The 18,669-nt window shown below is 44.5% G+C and carries 10 protein-coding genes, 11 tRNA genes and 2 rRNA genes (1 of these 23 only partly in view); 1 reads left to right on the forward strand and 22 read right to left on the reverse strand.

Annotated elements, in window-relative coordinates:
* Nucleotides 1-100: 100 nt before the first annotated feature.
* Nucleotides 101-1,381 (forward strand): purine/pyrimidine permease, encoded by a 1,281-nt coding sequence (locus ACK8P5_RS22375; protein ID WP_422658420.1) that lies wholly within the window; start codon nucleotides 101-103, stop codon nucleotides 1,379-1,381.
* Nucleotides 1,382-1,417: 36 nt separating this feature from the next.
* Here the strand turns inward: ACK8P5_RS22375 and ACK8P5_RS22380 are convergent, their stop codons facing one another.
* From ACK8P5_RS22380 to ACK8P5_RS22485, 22 genes are all read right to left on the reverse strand, one after another.
* A complete protein-coding gene (locus tag ACK8P5_RS22380) occupies nucleotides 1,418-1,846 on the reverse strand; it encodes a hypothetical protein (RefSeq protein ID WP_422658421.1) in 429 nt (142 codons plus the stop codon).
* Between the two features lie 249 nt (nucleotides 1,847-2,095).
* Nucleotides 2,096-3,859, reverse strand: coding sequence for an ABC transporter ATP-binding protein (locus tag ACK8P5_RS22385; RefSeq protein WP_422658422.1), 1,764 nt, complete (start codon nucleotides 3,857-3,859; stop codon nucleotides 2,096-2,098).
* A gap of 325 nt (nucleotides 3,860-4,184) precedes the next feature.
* Nucleotides 4,185-6,017 carry a glutamine--fructose-6-phosphate transaminase (isomerizing) gene (gene glmS, locus ACK8P5_RS22390; protein WP_422658423.1) on the reverse strand — a complete coding sequence of 611 codons (1,833 nt, stop codon included), beginning with the start codon at nucleotides 6,015-6,017 and terminating at the stop codon, nucleotides 4,185-4,187.
* A gap of 641 nt (nucleotides 6,018-6,658) precedes the next feature.
* Nucleotides 6,659-7,999 carry a phosphoglucosamine mutase gene (glmM, locus tag ACK8P5_RS22395; protein WP_422658424.1) on the reverse strand — a complete coding sequence of 447 codons (1,341 nt, stop codon included), beginning with the start codon at nucleotides 7,997-7,999 and terminating at the stop codon, nucleotides 6,659-6,661.
* Between the two features lie 35 nt (nucleotides 8,000-8,034).
* Nucleotides 8,035-9,534 carry a YbbR-like domain-containing protein gene (locus ACK8P5_RS22400; RefSeq protein WP_422658425.1) on the reverse strand — a complete coding sequence of 500 codons (1,500 nt, stop codon included), beginning with the start codon at nucleotides 9,532-9,534 and terminating at the stop codon, nucleotides 8,035-8,037.
* A complete protein-coding gene (cdaA, locus tag ACK8P5_RS22405) occupies nucleotides 9,527-10,357 on the reverse strand; it encodes a diadenylate cyclase CdaA (RefSeq protein WP_422658426.1) in 831 nt (276 codons plus the stop codon). The genes ACK8P5_RS22400 and cdaA overlap by 8 nt, the downstream gene beginning before the upstream one ends.
* 198 nt (nucleotides 10,358-10,555) lie before the next feature.
* The gene (locus ACK8P5_RS22410; protein ID WP_422658427.1) at nucleotides 10,556-11,170 is read right to left on the reverse strand and encodes a zf-HC2 domain-containing protein; all 615 of its coding nucleotides are present in this window, start codon (nucleotides 11,168-11,170) and stop codon (nucleotides 10,556-10,558) included.
* Nucleotides 11,171-11,289: 119 nt separating this feature from the next.
* Nucleotides 11,290-11,859, reverse strand: a complete 570-nt coding sequence (sigW, locus tag ACK8P5_RS22415; protein WP_422658428.1) for an RNA polymerase sigma factor SigW — start codon at nucleotides 11,857-11,859, stop codon at nucleotides 11,290-11,292.
* 258 nt (nucleotides 11,860-12,117) lie between these two features.
* Nucleotides 12,118-14,904, reverse strand: coding sequence for a phosphoenolpyruvate carboxylase (ppc, locus tag ACK8P5_RS22420; protein WP_422658429.1), 2,787 nt, complete (start codon nucleotides 14,902-14,904; stop codon nucleotides 12,118-12,120).
* A 277-nt stretch (nucleotides 14,905-15,181) separates the two neighbouring features.
* Nucleotides 15,182-15,255 (reverse strand) — tRNA-Gly (locus ACK8P5_RS22425).
* Between the two features lie 11 nt (nucleotides 15,256-15,266).
* Nucleotides 15,267-15,340 (reverse strand) — tRNA-Pro (locus ACK8P5_RS22430).
* Nucleotides 15,341-15,358: 18 nt separating this feature from the next.
* Nucleotides 15,359-15,435, reverse strand: a tRNA-Arg gene (locus tag ACK8P5_RS22435).
* Nucleotides 15,436-15,441: 6 nt separating this feature from the next.
* Nucleotides 15,442-15,516 (reverse strand) — tRNA-Gly (locus tag ACK8P5_RS22440).
* A 7-nt stretch (nucleotides 15,517-15,523) separates the two neighbouring features.
* Nucleotides 15,524-15,608 (reverse strand) — tRNA-Leu (locus ACK8P5_RS22445).
* Nucleotides 15,609-15,622: 14 nt separating this feature from the next.
* Nucleotides 15,623-15,698 (reverse strand) — tRNA-Lys (locus ACK8P5_RS22450).
* Between the two features lie 5 nt (nucleotides 15,699-15,703).
* A tRNA-Gln gene (locus tag ACK8P5_RS22455) sits at nucleotides 15,704-15,778 on the reverse strand.
* Nucleotides 15,779-15,834: 56 nt separating this feature from the next.
* Nucleotides 15,835-15,910: transfer RNA gene (locus tag ACK8P5_RS22460), tRNA-Val, on the reverse strand.
* A 20-nt stretch (nucleotides 15,911-15,930) separates the two neighbouring features.
* Nucleotides 15,931-16,005: transfer RNA gene (locus tag ACK8P5_RS22465), tRNA-Glu, on the reverse strand.
* 18 nt (nucleotides 16,006-16,023) lie between these two features.
* Nucleotides 16,024-16,099, reverse strand: a tRNA-Thr gene (locus tag ACK8P5_RS22470).
* Between the two features lie 3 nt (nucleotides 16,100-16,102).
* Nucleotides 16,103-16,178: transfer RNA gene (locus ACK8P5_RS22475), tRNA-Asn, on the reverse strand.
* A 9-nt stretch (nucleotides 16,179-16,187) separates the two neighbouring features.
* Nucleotides 16,188-16,304 (reverse strand): 5S ribosomal RNA (rrf, locus tag ACK8P5_RS22480).
* Nucleotides 16,305-16,432: 128 nt separating this feature from the next.
* Nucleotides 16,433-18,669: ribosomal RNA gene (locus ACK8P5_RS22485) — 23S ribosomal RNA — on the reverse strand (it continues 690 nt past the right edge of the window).

The following is an 18,669-nucleotide window of genomic DNA, read 5'->3' on the forward strand; positions in this document are numbered from 1 at the left end:
TGATCTTTATCTAAAAATTCATCCTTAATCATACATCTGTATCGATAAGGATGAATTTTTCTATGAGATTGTTTTCTACAAAGGATAAAAGGATAATAATATGAATAAAAAATATATAAAAACTAGCTTTAGTATCCTACAATGGTTTGTCTTTCTATTAGCCAATGCTATTGCATTGCCCATTATCATTGGCGGAGTATTCCATTTATCAACAGCTGAGATATCCACATTGATGCAGCGAACTTTTTTCGTTGTAGGCATTAGTTCATTCATACAAGCATGGTTCGGACATCGCTATTCCATTGCAGACGGGCCAGCCGGCTCTTGGGTAAGTATCTTTGTCGTGCTTGGGCAAGTAGCTATGAGTCAGGGGCAGAGTACAAAAGCCACACTTCAACTATTAGAAGGTGGATTGATCATTACAGGGATCATACTTTTCTTTCTAGGTGTTACAGGACTTGTGCAACGGGTTTTACGGTTGTTTACCCCCTTGGTTACTGGCACATTTCTTCTAATCCTAGCTCTTCAGCTCAGTGGTGTGTTGTTGAAAGGGATGCTTGGATTACAAGGAGTTGTCACGCATCCTGATTATGTAACAGCAACCATCGCACTATTTGTTTTTTCCCTTATCATCTTCTTATCTATAAAAGGGAAAGGATGGCTCAAAAATTATGCTGTTTTACTTGGAATTTCGTGTGGCTGGATATTGTATGCTGCATTAGGAAAATCAGCACCGATCTCTGCTCCCACAACCTTTGTTAAGGCGCCAGAGTTATGGGCTTGGGGCGCACCTAGATTTGATATTGGAATGATAATAACGGCTACATTATTCACCTTTCTTTTAGTTTCAAATACGATTGCTGCCATTTCAGCCGTACAACAAGTGACTCCATTATCTCAAGAGAATGAACAACAAACTCTAAACCGTGGGATATGGGTAGGAGGTATATCGCATCTGATCTCCTCATTATTCTCTACGATTGGAATCGTTCCATTACCTGCATCAGCAGGATTCATACAATTAACGGGACAAAAAAAAGTAAAGCCCTTCCTTATAGCAAGTCTGATATTAGTAGGGATATCTTTTCTTCCCTTTATTGTAGGCTTTATATCCTTGCTACCAGGTCCAATTGCTAATGCCGCACTTTTAGCAACCTTTGTCCAATTAATCGGAATTTCATTTCAGTCGATCCTGCGTGAGCAATTAAATCAACGTCGATTAACCATACTAGGAATTGCATTATTAATCGGTTTGGGAATTATGTTTCTTCCAGAAGGCGCCTTTAACAGAATCCCGTCTTCTTTACAATATGTTCTAAGTAATGGATTACTCGTGGGTACTATGCTTGTCATCGTGCTCGAACAATTATGGAAAGAGTAACATTTCTCCATTCACCAAAAAAAGCAGCCCAAATGATTATATTGGGTTGCCTTTTTGTGTTGGATGTTTATATGTTCGACGTTTCAGATCATTATCAATTAGCGCATATATGAATCCTACCAGCCCAAAAATGATAATGGAGTTGGTAGAATTCAGATTGTATTCTTGAATAAAGTAGTGACTGTAAAACTTATGAAATATTAAAGTTCCTCCGATGCCACCCAGTATGGAATATAGCAGCACCCGAATAGATACACCACTCACAAACCGGCTAATCACGATAGATATAGGTAACAAAATGACAGGATAGAAGACAGATGCCATGAAAGTCATAATCATGATGAACATAAAGCCTATATTACGAAGTCCATAATATTCGCTTGTGGTGATTTTATATCCTTCGACTAGTTCTAAGCACCATACAGCAACGCTGAACAAAACAACAAAAGAAACCCATAAAATCAAGTACCTTCTTATATACAAAATCCCACCGCCTCATAAGCCATACATATTGTTCTGCTTCAATATTACCATGATTTGTTGAAGATATTTCCTTAATCATACTGCATCGATTGAACTTTTCAACCATTTAGCTGCATTTCCATCCCCACTCAATTCAGATCTGTAAACGCTTAAACAAAATATTGAGGAACTCATTTACTTTTATAACGTAGAAAAGCACAACGCAAATAAAAAAATCTGACTCCTGTCGAACTATACTTCCATAATAATATTTTCAGTACTTTCATTTTTCTCTAATTGCGTATAATACAGAGAATGATATCGACCACCAGCACGAAGTAATTCATCATGCGTACCTTGTTCAACAAGATTCCCGTTTTCCATAACTAAAATTAAATCTGCATTTTGAACCGTAGTAAGGCGATGTGCAATAACGATCGTCGTTTTTCCTACCATTAGTTTGGATAAAGCGTCCTGTACTATCTTCTCCGATTCATTATCTAAAGCTGCAGTCGCCTCATCTAGTAGTAATATCGGTGCATCGCGTAAAATTGCTCTTGCAATGGCAATCCTTTGTTTCTGTCCACCTGACAAACGACTGCCGCGCTCCCCAATTGCTGTTTCAAATCCTTCATTTAATTGCATGATAAAATCATAAGCATTTGCTTTCTTAGCTGCTGCAATAACATCTACCTCTTCTGCCTCCAAGTTACCATCCATAATATTATCTCTTATCGTTCCTGTAAAAAGAATTGTCTCTTGGGGAACAAGTGAGAAATAGTCTCGATATTCCCTTAGACTCATGGACTCTCCACTTCTATTATCAATATCAATCGTTCCACTTGTAGGAGAATACAGCCCAAGCAATAATTTAAATAACGTAGACTTTCCTCCTCCACTGCCACCTACTATGGCTATCGTCTGACCCGCCTTTACGTGAAAGTGAACGTTTCTAAGAACCATGTCTTCTTTAGAATTTGAATAAGAGAATCCAACATTAGATACAGTTAAATACTTAAAGGATTTTCCACAACCCTGTTCTGGAAGTTTTTCATATTCCTTAGGCGCATCAATGATCTGGAAGATCCGCTCAGCACCAGCTAATGCTTGCTGCATACTGGACCAAAGCGCAGGTAGCTGAGAAAATGGCTGAACAAGATAATTCATAAGTTGAATAAATGCAAGCATAGCGCCTACTTCCAAATTCCCTTTTGCAACAAAGTAACCAGCAACAAGGATTGCAATGATAAAGCTGAGATTCGCAATGCTTCCTGATATAGCATTTGCACTCCCTTGAACTTTCCCCTGGCTCTGTTCGATTCCAGATATCTTAGTACTATACTGCTGATACTGCCTCGAGATTTTCTTCTCTAGACCAAAAGTTTTATATAAAACACTGGCACCCAATACATCTTGCAAGAATATGGTCGCTGAACTCATCGCTTCTTGAAGAAGAATACTCTTCTTACGCATAGCTTCACCGAACAACTTCCCTACCAATATCATAAGCGGTCCTATTGAAATTGAAATCAGAGCGAGTGGCCAGTTTATAGCTAATAGATATATAAACGCAAATAATGCTAGTAACGGATTTTTAAGAAGACCCATTATAATATTACCACTTGCTTCTCCCACAGCTTGATTGTCACTTGTGAAGCGCGCTAGCAAATCTCCTGAATGGTTCTTATCATAATAAGATTGAGGTAATCTTAAAGCATGATCCAGTGTATCTAGCCGAATGTCATTTCTCACCTTTAAAGATGCCTTTTGTTTGAAATATGTATCGAGATATGCATTCAAGGCCATACAAAATAACATTCCAACAGCTATCAAAATTAAATTAGACCAAGACTCAATATCTCCTTTTACAGCAGCATTTGTTATTAGCGATAAAAACCACGCGACAGAGAGTTCTAGAAAGATACCCGCTATCATTGTAATGATCAAACAAACATATAGTAACTTATATCTTCCCATATACTTTAACAAACGAATAAATGAACCTTGTCTATTCAATGTCACACCTCTTCTATGGTATTTCCCGCCCTCTCCAAAATAAAGCGCTATCATTTAAGTAGTATAGCTAACTAACTTGTTATTGGTAAACATGTAATTTTTGAGGTCAAAATCAAATAAAATCCTTACACTATATTTTCAAATACATACCGTAATAAATATACTTAATTCATTTCCCTTTATCCCCCTATTCTTTCAAACAAAAAAAGCTGAGCAAATGCCAGGAAATAATCCTGGATCTGCTCAGCTTTATTACTACATTTTCAGTTTTTTTATTTCTTTCACAAGACAGTAGATGACAGTAGTCTCTACAATCTCCCCGCTCCTACTCCACCGTCACACTCTTCGCCAAGTTCCGCGGCTTATCCACGTCATGACCCAGTGCAAGCGACGCATAGTAAGCAAGAAGCTGCAGCGGCACAACAGACAGTGCTGCTGTAAGGATCGGCAATGTCTTCGGAATCGCAAAAGCCTGATCCACAGACTTCAACAGATTCACGACCTGCTCTTCATGCGTGATCACCATCACGTCAGCACCGCGCGCCTTAACTTCCTTAATGTTGCTTACCGTCTTCTCAAGCACGTCTTCTTGTGTCGCCAAAGCGATCACTGGAATGCCATCCTCGATCAAAGCGAGTGTTCCGTGCTTCAATTCACCTGCAGCATAAGCTTCAGAATGAATATATGAGATCTCCTTTAGTTTAAGCGATCCTTCTTGAACAACGGCATAATCTTGGCCGCGACCAATGAAGAACAGGTGCTCATGCTTCGAGATTTGTTCCGCATAATTTTTAATCGCTTCTGTATTCGCGAGCATCGACTCCACCTGTTCAGGTAGAGCTTCCATCGCTGCAAGAATCTCAGCCGCAGCATCCTCTTTAATCGTGCCCCGAGCCTGAGCTAAATACAGACCGAACAGATAGAATGCAATCAGTTGTGATGTGTATGCCTTGGTAGACGCTACTGCAATCTCCGGACCAGCCAGCGTGCCAAGCACGTCATCTGCTTCGCGGGCAATCGAGCTACCTACGACGTTAGTAATGGCAAGTACATGCGCTCCATTACGCTTAGCTTCTCGAAGTGCAGCAAGTGTATCTGCCGTCTCACCAGATTGGCTAACTACAATCACAAGGGTCTCAGGGGTAACGATTGGTGAACGGTAACGATATTCGGAAGCCACATCATTTTCCACCGGAATACGAACCAGTGATTCAATAACATGACGCCCGATCAGGCCGGCATGATATGCGGTACCGCAGGCAACAATCTGCACATTACGGATCTTCGCAATCTGCTCCGTTGTTAGTTTCAGCTCAGGCAATACGACCTTACGTCCACTCTCATCCACACGTCCGAGCATCGTATCGCGATAAGCTTTCGGCTGTTCATGAATCTCTTTCAGCATGAAGTGATCATAACCGCCCTTTTCCGCTGTAACGGCATCCCAATCGACACGAATCATTTCCCGAGAAATAAAGTTCCCCTCTATTGTCATCAATTCGACAGCATCTGCAGTAAGCAAAGCCATCTCTCCGTCATTCAAAATGTACACATCGCGCGTATATTTCAGAATCGCCGGAATATCAGAACCGATGAAGTTCTCTCCATCACCAAGACCGATAATTAGTGGGCTAGCTTGACGCACAGCAACCAATTTATCAGGCTCATACTCAGTCAGTACACCAAGAGCAAACGCGCCTCTCATATAAGTGATAGCCTTCTGTACCGCTTTAACAATGTCACCGTCATACTCACGAGCAACTAGATGGGAAATAACCTCCGTATCCGTCTCAGACACAAAATGGTGTCCCTGTTCCATCAGCTCTTCCTTTAGCTCCAAGTAGTTCTCCACAATTCCATTGTGTACAACCGAGAATTTCTGGCTGTTATCCGTATGTGGGTGTGAATTCGCATCTGACGGCTTACCATGCGTAGCCCAGCGCGTATGCCCAATCCCAGCTGTACCGACAAGTGGAGCGCCCTCCAGCTTGGATTCCAGGTTGGCAAGACGTCCTTGCGCTTTAGCAACACGAAGACCTTCGTTTGTGAACACAGCAATTCCAGCTGAGTCGTAACCGCGATACTCTAGCTTCTTCAATCCATCGATCAACACCGACTGAGTCTTCTGATTTCCAATATATCCGACAATACCACACATAGTATAATTCCTCCGTTTTTTCCATATATGATCGTGTGGAAAATAACGCGGCGCATATGTGCGGCATATCAGAAGAAGAATGATCTATTCAATTATCAATGTTCCGTCATATCAGATATCTATATATTCCGAATAGTATAATCGTCATGAATGCACTCTTCTTCCACCGCGTAGACCGCGTTATCGCACACTCATGGGTTAGGTTAGTATGATGGCATCTGTCGGTACGTTGTATGAACGGTCGCCCATTCATTTTCCGATCCGACTTACGGTTGATGCAATTTACCGGGAGGCCCCCGCCGAACATTTCGAACACCTCCACCTCGTCAGCTTGCTCTGCCGATGGCTTTCTATGAATGATTCGTTCTCATTCATAGGTTCAGACCATTCCCGCGCAGACTCAAGCTCTGGCGCTTGTAAAACAATGTAACCTCACAATCCTCGCTCTCTATCTTTGAATGATATTTATATATTATATTCATGCGATGCCAGTTTGGCAACTCGACTACACACCTACGACAATGTACCCTATAATTGTGAAATTCTCATGAAAAAGCCGGTGAAACCTTATTGATAGTCCCACCGGCCCAACCGGAGCTTAGCTCCACATCTATAAAGACCCTATAAAGAGAAACCCGCGATTATGCCAGTTCCCGCTTCACAACATCCGCAACTTGTGCCACATAACGATCAAGCTCATCTTTATCCGGACCTTCGGCCATAACACGAATCAAAGACTCTGTTCCTGAAGGTCGAACCAGCACACGGCCATTGTCGCCAAGCAGCTGTTCAACTTCAGCAATAGCAGCTTCAATCTGTGCATTACCTTCATACTTGCTCTTATCGCCAACACGAACATTCACAAGTACTTGTGGATATTTACGCATACTGCACTTTAAATCACTCAGACGCTTACCTGAGGATACAATAGTATCCACAAGCTGAATACCTGTTAGAATGCCGTCGCCTGTCGTATTGTAATCCAAGAAAATAACATGCCCAGATTGCTCGCCACCGAGGTTATAACCCCCACGACGCATTTCTTCCATCACATAACGGTCACCCACAGCTGTTTTAGCTGTTTTTAGTTTCAAGGTATCACAAGCTTTGTAGAATCCGATGTTACTCATCACTGTAGATACAACTGTGCCTTCCTTCAGCTTGCCAGCACGATTCATAGCCTCACCGCAGATGCACAGAATAAAGTCTCCATCCACTTCTTCACCTGTATGATCTATCGCGATGAGTCGATCCGCATCCCCGTCAAATGCTAATCCTAGATCTGCATTATGACGTATCACTTCTTCTTTCAAATGCTCTGGATGTGTTGATCCGCATTGTTCATTGATATTCAGACCGTTTGGCTCTGCACCAATGGCAATAACCTCTGCTCCGAGCTCACGGAACAACTTAGGAGCTAGCTCATAAGCTGCACCATTCGCACAGTCGAGTACCACTTTCAACCCGTCAAAACGATTAGTAATCGTTGTTTTCAAGTACTCCAAGTATTTATATTTAGCTTCTTCATTAACAATGACTTCACCTAAATCCTTACCAATCGGACGAGGAAGCTCATCGATTTCGGCATCCATCAGCTCTTCAATCTTCAGCTCTGTTTCATCCGTTAGTTTAAAACCATCGCCTCCGAAGAACTTAATCCCGTTATCCTCTACCGGGTTATGGGAAGCTGAGATCATCACACCAGCATCTGCTTTGAGCAGTCTTGTAATATATGCAACCGCAGGTGTTGAAACAACACCCAATCGAATGACGTGCGCACCGATGGATAACAATCCAGCAACCAGAGAGGACTCTAACATCGCTCCAGATACACGGGTATCCATACCGATAACTACTGTTGGTTTTTCTTTATCACCAGTGAGGACATAACCTCCACACCGTCCAATACTATAAGCTAATTCAGCAGTCAGTTCCCTATTGGCAACCCCTCTGACACCATCTGTTCCAAAATATTTCCCCATGTTACGTTATCTCCTTTTTATCTACTCTTATCGTGTTATTCACTTGGTGGGTCTACACTGTTTACTGACGAGGTTCCCTCTTCATGGTTCTCACCTGATGGAGGTGTCGTGCCAGGATGATCAGTATTGTCTTCATCTGTCTGATTGTCATCCGAAGATCCAGTGCCGTTGCCGTTTTCACTACCATTGTTATTTCCATTGCCGTTACCTGACCCAGGTTTGTCTACAGGCACATCTGGTTTTTCAGTATTTGTGTCTTCATTCGGTTTATCCGTTGGTTTGCCGCTAACCGGCTTGTCGATTTCTGTTAACTCTACTTTCACAACAAGGCGCTTCTGATCGACCCGATTAATAAAATTGGGCAATGTCACCTGAAGCGGTATTTCATGTGTTCCGGCCTTCAAGCCGGCGACATTCGCAACCAAACCAATGTCAGTAGGCTGCAGACTATTGAGCAGATCCGGTGCTCCCGTCAGCGTCAATGACATCGTTTGATTTTTAGGTTCTGTTATTCTGGCCTCCATCCCTGAAGGTACTCCCTTTAGAGAGACGGGTATACCATCCATCACACGCTCCCCATGAGAAACAGCATTGATCTCAACCTGTACGGAGCTAGGCTCGATTCTCTCAAAACCTTCAGGCGGCGTCAAGTCGGCCGTAAGAACCGTTATTCCAGATTTTTTTACATTGGCTAAATTTATTGTAACCCCAGTATAGGTCTTTGCTCCTGCAAGAGCCTCTTTGCTCCCGAACAGCTTAACCTCTTTCACCTTGGGATTCACTTTGGAAAGAACTAAATCCTCAGGAAGACGCCCTGTATACTCAAATTCAATTGGAACCGTTACAAAAGAGGCTTCAATTGGAATCTCGGCAGCGACGGTAGAAGGTTCTAGAATTGCATCTTCCAACACTTTCCCATCCTTATCATATGCCGCAAGTTTCACCTTTTTCTCCACGATATTTTCATTGGCTCCGTCCAGATCAACGATTCCCTTGACCTCAGCCAAGCGAGCAAGCTCTGATTCTGGAAGGGTCACATTCACACTACCTGGTTCAATGGTCACAGGTGCACCTACTCTATAATCTTTGGCAGGCTCTCCCTTGGTTCCGATCGTTACATTAACGGGCTTGGTTACCCGCTTTTCTACGGTTACAGTAACTACAGAAGGATTAATTGACACTAGTTCCACTCCACCAGGTAAAGAAGCCTTTAGTGGAAGTGTGTGCGTACCTGGCCCCTTGACACTGCTTAAATCCAACTTCACTTTGTATTCATCTGCAAAAATCGTAGTGATATCAGAGCGACGTCCTTTAACCTCCAGATTCACTCTGTCGATATTGATGCCCGTTAGGGCATAATCTGAATCATCAAAGCCATAGGTTTGTATTTTGACATCTTCAATTATTTTCGTATCAATAATGGTGGTAGGAGGCGTTGGAGCCCCACTATCCATATGAACCATTCCCCACAACAGAACACTGACCGCAAGAGCCATAAGTTTAGTTGTCAGGTTATTCTTAAACCATTTATCCATTCTCACCGTCTCCCTTCCGTTTCCAGAAGAACGAACGTTTCTCTTTGATGGAGGCGGCAGGTCGCAATTCTTCATACAGTTTGGAGATGAGTGACTCTTCCTTGATATCACGTACAACATGTCCGTTAATCGCAAGGGAAACTTGTCCTGTTTCCTCAGATACAACTACAGAGATTGCATCACCAACCTCACTGATTCCGATTGCTGCCCGGTGCCTCGTTCCAAGTTCCTTACTAATAAAAGGATTCTCCGACAAAGGTAGATAACATCCCGCAGCCGCTATCTGATTATTCTGGACGATAACTGCTCCATCGTGGAGTGGGGTATTGGGGATGAAAATGTTAATAATCAGCTCAGAGCTAATTACAGAACGCATCGGAATACCCGATTCCACAAACTCATTCAGACCGGTTGTTCGCTCAAAAACAATCAAAGCACCGATCTTTCGACGAGACAGATAATTCACGGCTTTAATCGTTTCTGCGATTAATTTATTCGTTTCTTCATCCATATCAGCTGACCTGCCAAACAACTTACCACGTCCGAGCTGCTCCAATCCACGCCTTAGCTCTGGCTGGAAGATAATAAATATTGCCAGTACACCAAACGTGAAGATCTGATTCATCAGCCACTTCAGTGTATAAAGATCAAACCATGTACTGAGCGCCCAGATAAGCACCAAGACCAGGATTCCTTTTAATAGCTGAACAGCCCGAGTACCACGTACGAGTAAGATCAGATGATAAATAATATAGGTAACGATAAGTATATCGATTATATCCTTAATGGACTCTTTCCAGTTTAAGTCCGTAAAATACTCCATACTGCAACCCCCGTCATCCTTTAATAACGCCTGTGATTTATATGTAGTATGTGCTCTACACTATCTAGGTTATAACGTTAAACCTCGCGATGCAAGTCGAGCACCCATTCCTCGTAAAAAAATAACAAAAAATCACAAAAAAGCGCCTTCCTTCCGGAGAAAAAAGGCGCCGTTATTCAACAAGGTGCAAATCTCATCTTAGCGGTAAGCGACATCCGAGAACAGATTGGTGATCTTGTACCAGATCCAATCCATTGCCTTATCAATATCCTTTACTTGCCCGGATATATGAGCCGTAGAAGCTTGAAAAAGCTCTCCGTCAATGACAGTTAAATTCCCTTGAACCTGTCCGAAAACCTGAGCCTTGCCATTCTCCACAGTTATATCCCCTGTAATGACCTGATCCGGTGGAATAATAACCGTCTTGCCTTCGATTACGAGTTTTTCGAGTTCACTACCCTTTACGACAAGTTGATTATCCTGGTCCCAGAAGCTGACGGTGCTAAAGAGCATAACGACAAGAAATAGAGCTGCTGCTGTGATAGCTGGATGATTCTTCACCCATGTGATCCAAACCTTCTGTTTCTTTTGCTTAGGCAGCATTCCCATAATTCGGTCCGTCAAATCGTCGGAAGGCCCTGTATCATGATGTGTCAAGGAAAACAGCAGCATATCCGTCTGTTCCAGTTCCTCGAACCTGTTCCGGCAGTCAACACATTGCAGCATATGGGATTTTAGCTCCAGCTGCTGCGGCTTGGACAGATCATTGTCCAAATAATCGTGCATCAAAGAGACGGCCAATTTGCAATCCATATGAGCCAGTCCTTTCGTTCAATCTCTGTGCTGGGTCTACTCCCCATTCAGGGGCATAAGACTTGCTTAATGTTCAATACGAATCGGAAGCGGTGATGTTTCATAATTTTTTTATAAATCTACAACTTAAATTCCAGCTTCTTACGTAAATATTCCCGACCGCGATGAACTCTCGTCTTAATCGTTGTCACAGGGAGATCAAGGACATCACTGATCTCCTGAAGTGACATGTCCTGAATATATCGCAATATCATTATTGTTTTGTACTTAGCGGGAAGTGACTCAATGGCCTGATGAATGATCCGCTGTGTCTCGGATATTAGCATTTCGGATTCCGGTGTTCGATCATCGCTAGGTATCATCGAATAACCGTCCATTCCCTCTTGATCATTCATATCCGCATCAAGTGAGTAGGACGGCTTGCGCTTACGCAGCCGATCTATACAAAGGTTTGTCCCAATCCGGTAAATCCATGTTGAGAATTTCTGATTCTCATCGTAGCGATCTAGACTCTTATATACGCGCAGGAATGTCTCCTGAACGATATCCTCAGCCTCATGCCGGTTATTTAACATACGGTATGCTAGATGAAATATTTTATCTTTATAAAGTCCTACGATTTCGGCAAATGCTCGCTGATCTCCTTTACGAGCTAGCTTAGCCAATCTTACATCCAAATTGTCCACCATAATTCCCCCAGAATGGTCTGATGGGTAACGTCTAAAAGTCTCTAAAGCATCATTAAAATGGTAATTCAACTTATTATAAATTGCAACACAATTCGAAAAACAAGGTGTTCACGACACTCTTGGCAACCTCTTTAATATCCATTCTGTCAAGTTAATGTGCAAATAGGATAACCCTCAGGTGACAAAATTAAAAAGGTGAGGCTCCTCCAGGGAACCTCACCTTAGACCATCCCTATCTAATACATTTCACGCTAGATATTAACCCGTATTCCGAAGTCCGGCAGCAATACCATTAATCGTGAGCAATACCTCACGAAGCAAGTCAGGGTCATCTTCGCCCTTCTCACGTAGATCACGCAACTCATTCAGTAGTTGAACCTGCAGATAACTCAACGGATCAACATACGGGTTGCGGAGTCTGATGGATTCCTGCAAGACCGGTTGATTGTCCAGGATATCCTGTTGTCCTGTGATCTTGAGGACCATCTCTTTAGTAAGCTTGAACTCCTCTTTAATGAGGCCAAATATCCGCTCACGAGCCACATCATCGTTTGTCATAAGTGAATATTCCTTCGCAATGATCAAATCAGCTTTCGCCATAGCCATTTGCAAAGTATCAATCATGGATGTAAAGAATGGATAATTAATGTACATATCCTGCAAAGTCTTCATATTGTCTTCATTGTCTTGATAGAAGCTCTGAAGGCCCGTACCAGCCGCGTACCAAGCAGGGAGTAAATAACGGCTCTGAGTCCAAGCAAACACCCAAGGGATGGCACGTAGGTCCTCAAAACGGTCACTGTTCTTCCGCTTGGAAGGTCGTGAACCAATATTCAACTCTCCAACCTCAGGTAGCGGGGTGGATTCTTTGAAGAAGCTCAAGAAATCTGGATCACGGAAGATGAGATCTTGGTACTTATTCTGAGATACTTCTGAAATTTTCGCGGAAATTTGTTCCCACTCTTTTTCATTTGCATTCTCTTCTGGCGTACGCGCATTAATCGATGCACGAATCAATGCTGATGTCGCTTGCTCCAAACTACGGTATGCAATTCCTTTTAGGGAATAACGTGAGGATATAACCTCACCTTGTTCCGTTATCTTGATGCCACCAGCGATCGTGCTAGCAGGCTGTGCCAGGATACTACGGTTAAGTGGCATACCACCACGTCCGAGTGAGCCACCACGTCCATGGAAGTACTTCAGCTTCACGCCGAACTCACTACCTACAGCCGTAATCTCTTTCATGGCTACCTGCAGCTCCCAGTTCGCTGTAACAGCGCCACCGTCTTTATTACTATCAGAGTAACCAAGCATGATTTCCTGAAGATCATTCATCGCTTTCACGCCTTCACGGTAAATCGGAAGGTTAAACAGTCGACGCATAATATCTGGAGCTGCATGCAGATCCTCAATTGTCTCAAACAATGGTACAGCTTGAAGAGTAGCAACCACTGTACCGTCGTTCTCCTTGGTAAACAATCCCACTTCCTTCGCGAAGACCATAACTTCCATAATGTCACTCGCGCCCTCAGCCATACTGATCAGGTAACTCGAAATACAGTTAACTCCGAATTCCTTCTGTGCCCGATATACCGTACGGTAGACTTCAAGACACTCTTCTGTGCTGTCGCTGTACTCCTGATAAGGAGTCGTGAGCGGACGAGGATCATTAAGTAGCTTATTCAAAAGCTCAATCTTGTCTTCCTCTTCAAGTGAAGCGTAATCGCTAACTACGTTCATTTTCGCCAAAATCTCAGCCATCGCATTTTCATGCTCTTTACTGTGTTGACGAATATCCAAAGTAGCGGTATGGAACCCAAACAGTTCAACCTGACGAATCAATTTCTTAATATATGTGTCCGCTACATAATCGGCATAATGATGCCGTAAACTACGATCAATAATTTGCAAGTCTTCGATGAATTCTTCTGGTGATTCATAACGCTCTTTACCAGTCATATTGGTATCCAGAACGTGAACCATCTTAGCTAGCATATAAGCAAGCTTGATTCGATATGGCTCTTTCTCATTGTGCCAAATTTCCATCTTCTTCAGTGTAACGTTCTCACGATCCGTAAGAATCGATTGTTTCAACTCATCGGACACGTTTACAATCGTTGCACTAAAGCTGAGGTTTTTCATGAGCCCTGTCAAAATATTCTGGTACTCCCGAATAGCCAGCTTCCGTTGCATTTCAAGCGTCTTCCAAGTTACATCAGCTGTTACTGAAGGGTTACCGTCACGGTCGCCACCGATCCATGAGCCAAAACGGAGATATGTCGGTACATGCCAGTCAGAACCGGGATAGTACTTAGTTAAGCAGCGCTCAAGCTCTTGATAAACTTCTGGCAAAATGTGAAACAGCGTTTCATGAAAATAATACATACCATTGCGAACCTCATCAAGCACTGTTGGTTTGCGGTCACGCAGCTCATCCGTCTGCCATAGTGTAATGACTTCATTAAGAAGCTTTTCACGAAGCTGTTCTCTTTCACGGAATGTAAGCGTTGGGTTATCAAGGAGCATAACATCTTCCGAAATTCTTTTGTGGATATCGAGAATGGCGCGACGCATCGCCTCTGTAGGATGTGCGGTCATTACTAGCTCCAGGGAAAGACTTTCAAGAATCTCTTGAACTTCTTCGTACGTGAAATTGCGTTCTTTCAAATCCTGGACTGCACTTTCAATCGATCCTGGTTGTACACTCTCGCCTGCAGAACGCTCATAGTCGCGTTTGCGGCGAATTCGATGATTCTGTTCTGCGATGTTAACCAATTGAAAATAAATAGCAAACGCTCTGATCACCTGATGACGATTGTCTGGATCCAGCGTGCTGACAATCCTTTTAAAATCTGCGAACAATTCAGGTAAAAACACGGAACGTAACGATTTACTAGTTTCACGAATCTTCTCAACGATCTCTAAAAGCTCATTGCCTCCCTGATGGACAAGAACTTCGCCAAGAATGTTTCCTAAAAACCGTACATCACGCCGCAGCAGATTATTGGAATTGCTTTTTGCGGTTACAGTAAGTTCAGTCATGCTACTCCTCCCATCTAAACCCGTTCTAACAGTTTATCTTTTTTATGCCTTCCTAATATCATACAATAAATGCGAACGAAAATCTCCACTTTCTAACCGAAAAAATTCGCCAGATCGACAAAAAAAACTGTTTTTAGCTATAAACATTTCAATACAAGCCTTATCTTCCCACAAAACTAGTCTTCGTAACCCATAACTTTAGTGCATTGCCACTTCACAGAGGTATGACCTTAAGATGTAAAAAAAACATCACACTTGGTGATGTCTACTTTATGTATGGAGCGGGTGATGGGAATCGAACCCACGCTATCAGCTTGGAAGGCTGAAGTTCTACCATTGAACTACACCCGCAGATGTAACAATCGGGATGACACGATTTGAACATGCGACCCCCTGGTCCCAAACCAGGTGCTCTACCAAGCTGAGCTACATCCCGTTACATATGATTTAAAAATGGCGCGCCCTGAGAGATTCGAACTCCCGGCCTTTTGATTCGTAGTCAAACGCTCTATCCAGCTGAGCTAAGGGCGCAAATTATGGAGCGGACGACGGGAATCGAACCCGCGACCCTCGCCTTGGCAAGGCGATGCTCTACCGCTGAGCCACGTCCGCAAAAACATGGTGCGCGTGGAGGGACTTGAACCCCCACGTCGTGAAACGCTAGATCCTAAGTCTAGTGCGTCTGCCAATTCCGCCACACGCGCACAAGTAAAACTAATGGTGAGCCATGAAGGACTCGAACCTTCGACACCCTGATTAAAAGTCAGGTGCTCTACCAACTGAGCTAATGGCTCAAACATGGCTGGGGATATAGGATTCGAACCTATGCATGACGGAGTCAAAGTCCGTTGCCTTACCGCTTGGCTAATCCCCATTAACGAATTACTGCTTACAGTATGTCCTATTTCGTCATAGAACATGAGATATTTATGGTGGAGGCTGAGGGGTTCGAACCCCCGACCCTCTGCTTGTAAGGCAGATGCTCTCCCAGCTGAGCTAAGCCTCCGAAAACATTATTAAAGTAAATGGTGACCCGTAGGGGATTCGAACCCCTGTTACCTCCGTGAAAGGGAGGTGTCTTAACCCCTTGACCAACGGGCCTCAATCGTGAATCTGCTGTGGAGCTTCCAACCGGGATCGAACCGGTGACCTCATCCTTACCATGGATGCACTCTACCTACTGAGCTATGGAAGCAAGTGGCTCCCCGAACAGGACTCGAACCTGTGACAACTCGATTAACAGTCGAGTGCTCTACCAACTGAGCTATCAGGGAATATATACCGCTTGGCGACGTCCTACTCTCCCGGGACCCTTCGGTCCAAGTACCATCGGCGCTGGAAGGCTTAACGGTCGTGTTCGGGATGGGTACGCGTGGAACCCTTCCGCTATCGCCACCAAACGGTTCAAGTGTTTGATCACTTGAAAACTAGATACGAAACAAACTTTGCGAATTTGCATTGTTCCTGAAAGTCTTGCTCCGATGCAAAGCGTATCGCTTCCGAAGCTAGTTTTCTTTCAGAAAACTTTTAGGATAAGCCCTCGACCGATTAGTATTGGTCAGCTCCATGCATTACTGCACTTCCACCTCCAACCTATCTACCTCGTCGTCTTCAAGGGGTCTTACATACTGGGAAATCTCATCTTGAGGGGGGCTTCACGCTTAGATGCTTTCAGCGCTTATCCCGTCCATACGTAGCTACCCAGCCATGCTCCTGGCGGAACAACTGGTGCACCAGCGGTATGTCCATCCCGGTCCTCTCGTACTAAGGACAGCTCCTCTCAAATTTCCTACGCCCACGACAGATAGGGACCGAACTGTCTCACGACGTTCTGAACCCAGCTCGCGTACCGCTTTAATGGGCGAACAGCCCAACCCTTGGGACCTACTTCAGCCCCAGGATGCGATGAGCCGACATCGAGGTGCCAAACCTCCCCGTCGATGTGGACTCTTGGGGGAGATAAGCCTGTTATCCCCAGGGTAGCTTTTATCCGTTGAGCGATGGCCCTTCCATGCGGTACCACCGGATCACTAAGCCCGACTTTCGTCCCTGCTCGACTTGTAGGTCTCGCAGTCAAGCTCCCTTATGCCTTTGCACTCTTCGAATGATTTCCAACCATTCTGAGGGAACCTTGGGGCGCCTCCGTTACTCTTTAGGAGGCGACCGCCCCAGTCAAACTGCCCACCAGACACTGTCCCCGCACCGGTTTACGGTACTAGGTTAGAACCTAGATACGATCAGGGTGGTATCCCAACGGCGCCTCCACAGAAGCTTGCGCTCCTGTTTCTTAGGCTCCCACCTATCCTGTACAGATCGTACCCAAATCCAATATCAAGCTGCAGTAAAGCTCCATGGGGTCTTTCCGTCTTGTCGCGGGTAACCTGCATCTTCACAGGTATTAAAATTTCACCGGATCTCTCGTTGAGACAGCGCCCAAATCGTTACGCCATTCGTGCGGGTCAGAATTTACCTGACAAGGAATTTCGCTACCTTAGGACCGTTATAGTTACGGCCGCCGTTTACTGGGGCTTCGGTTCATAGCTTCGGATTGCTCCTAACCACTCCCCTTAACCTTCCAGCACCGGGCAGGCGTCAGCCCGTATACTTCGCCTTACGGCTTCGCACAGACCTGTGTTTTTGTTAAACAGTCGCTTGGGCCTTTTCACTGCGGCCCCCTCGTGCTATTCACACTACCGGGGCACCCCTTCTCCCGAAGTTACGGGGTCATTTTGCCGAGTTCCTTAACGAGAGTTCTTCCGCGCGCCTTAGAATTCTCTTCTCGCCTACCTGTGTCGGTTTGCGGTACGGGCACCTTCACCTGACTAGAGGCTTTTCTTGGCAGTGTGAGATCATGACCTTCGCTACTATAATTTTCACTCCCCATCACAGCCCAGCCTTAACGATGTGCGGATTTGCCTACACATCAGCCTCACTGCTTGGACGGACATCCATCAGTCCGCGTCACTACCCTCCTGCGTCACCCCATCGTTCATAACGGTTTACGGTGGTACAGGAATTTCAACCTGTTGTCCTTCGATTACGCCTTTCGGCCTCACCTTAGGTCCCGACTTACCCTGAGCGGACGAACCTTCCTCAGGAAACCTTGGGCTTTCGGCGGATCAGATTCTCACTGATCTTTTCGTTACTCATACCGGCATTCTCACTTGTATGCTGTCCAGCGCTCCTTACGGTACACCTTCAACCTACATACAACGCTCCCCTACCCCTGATACGAATGTATCAAGCCATAGCTTCGGTGGTGTGTTTAGCCCCGTTACATTTTCGGCGCAGAGTCACTCGACCAGTGAGCTATTACGCACTCTTTAAATGGTGGCTGCTTCTAAGCCAACATCCTGGTTGTCTGTGCAACTCCACATCCTTTCCCACTTAACACACACTTGGGGACCTTAGCTGATGGTCTGGGCTGTTTCCCTTTTGACAATGGATCTTAGCACTCACTGTCTGACTCCCGGATATAAGTCTATGGCATTCGGAGTTTGACTGAGCTTGGTAACCCTTGCGGGCCCCGCACCCAATCAGTGCTCTACCTCCACGACTCTTATTCCGAGGCTAGCCCTAAAGCTATTTCGGGGAGAACCAGCTATCTCCGAGTTCGATTGGAATTTCTCCGCTACCCCCACCTCATCCCCGCATTTTTCAACATACGTGGGTTCGGACCTCCAGTGCGTGTTACCGCACCTTCATCCTGGACAGGGGTAGATCACACGGTTTCGGGTCTACGTCCACATACTAAATCGCCCTATT

Source organism: Paenibacillus sp. EC2-1, from assembly GCF_049311625.1.
GTDB lineage: Bacteria > Bacillota > Bacilli > Paenibacillales > Paenibacillaceae > Paenibacillus_AQ.

Bases quoted from the DNA above. Each gene is read 5' to 3' on its own strand.
- ppc (WP_422658429.1), bottom strand. From the start codon at position 14,904: ATGACTGAACTTACTGTAACCGCAAAAAGCAATTCCAATAATCTGCTG.
- ACK8P5_RS22410 (WP_422658427.1), bottom strand. From the start codon at position 11,170: ATGGATTGCAAATTGGCCGTCTCTTTGATGCACGATTATTTGGACAAT.
- ACK8P5_RS22375 (WP_422658420.1), top strand. From the start codon at position 101: ATGAATAAAAAATATATAAAAACTAGCTTTAGTATCCTACAATGGTTT.
- glmM (WP_422658424.1), bottom strand. From the start codon at position 7,999: ATGGGGAAATATTTTGGAACAGATGGTGTCAGAGGGGTTGCCAATAGG.
- cdaA (WP_422658426.1), bottom strand. From the start codon at position 10,357: ATGGAGTATTTTACGGACTTAAACTGGAAAGAGTCCATTAAGGATATA.
- ACK8P5_RS22400 (WP_422658425.1), bottom strand. From the start codon at position 9,534: ATGGATAAATGGTTTAAGAATAACCTGACAACTAAACTTATGGCTCTT.
- sigW (WP_422658428.1), bottom strand. From the start codon at position 11,859: ATGGTGGACAATTTGGATGTAAGATTGGCTAAGCTAGCTCGTAAAGGA.
- glmS (WP_422658423.1), bottom strand. From the start codon at position 6,017: ATGTGTGGTATTGTCGGATATATTGGAAATCAGAAGACTCAGTCGGTG.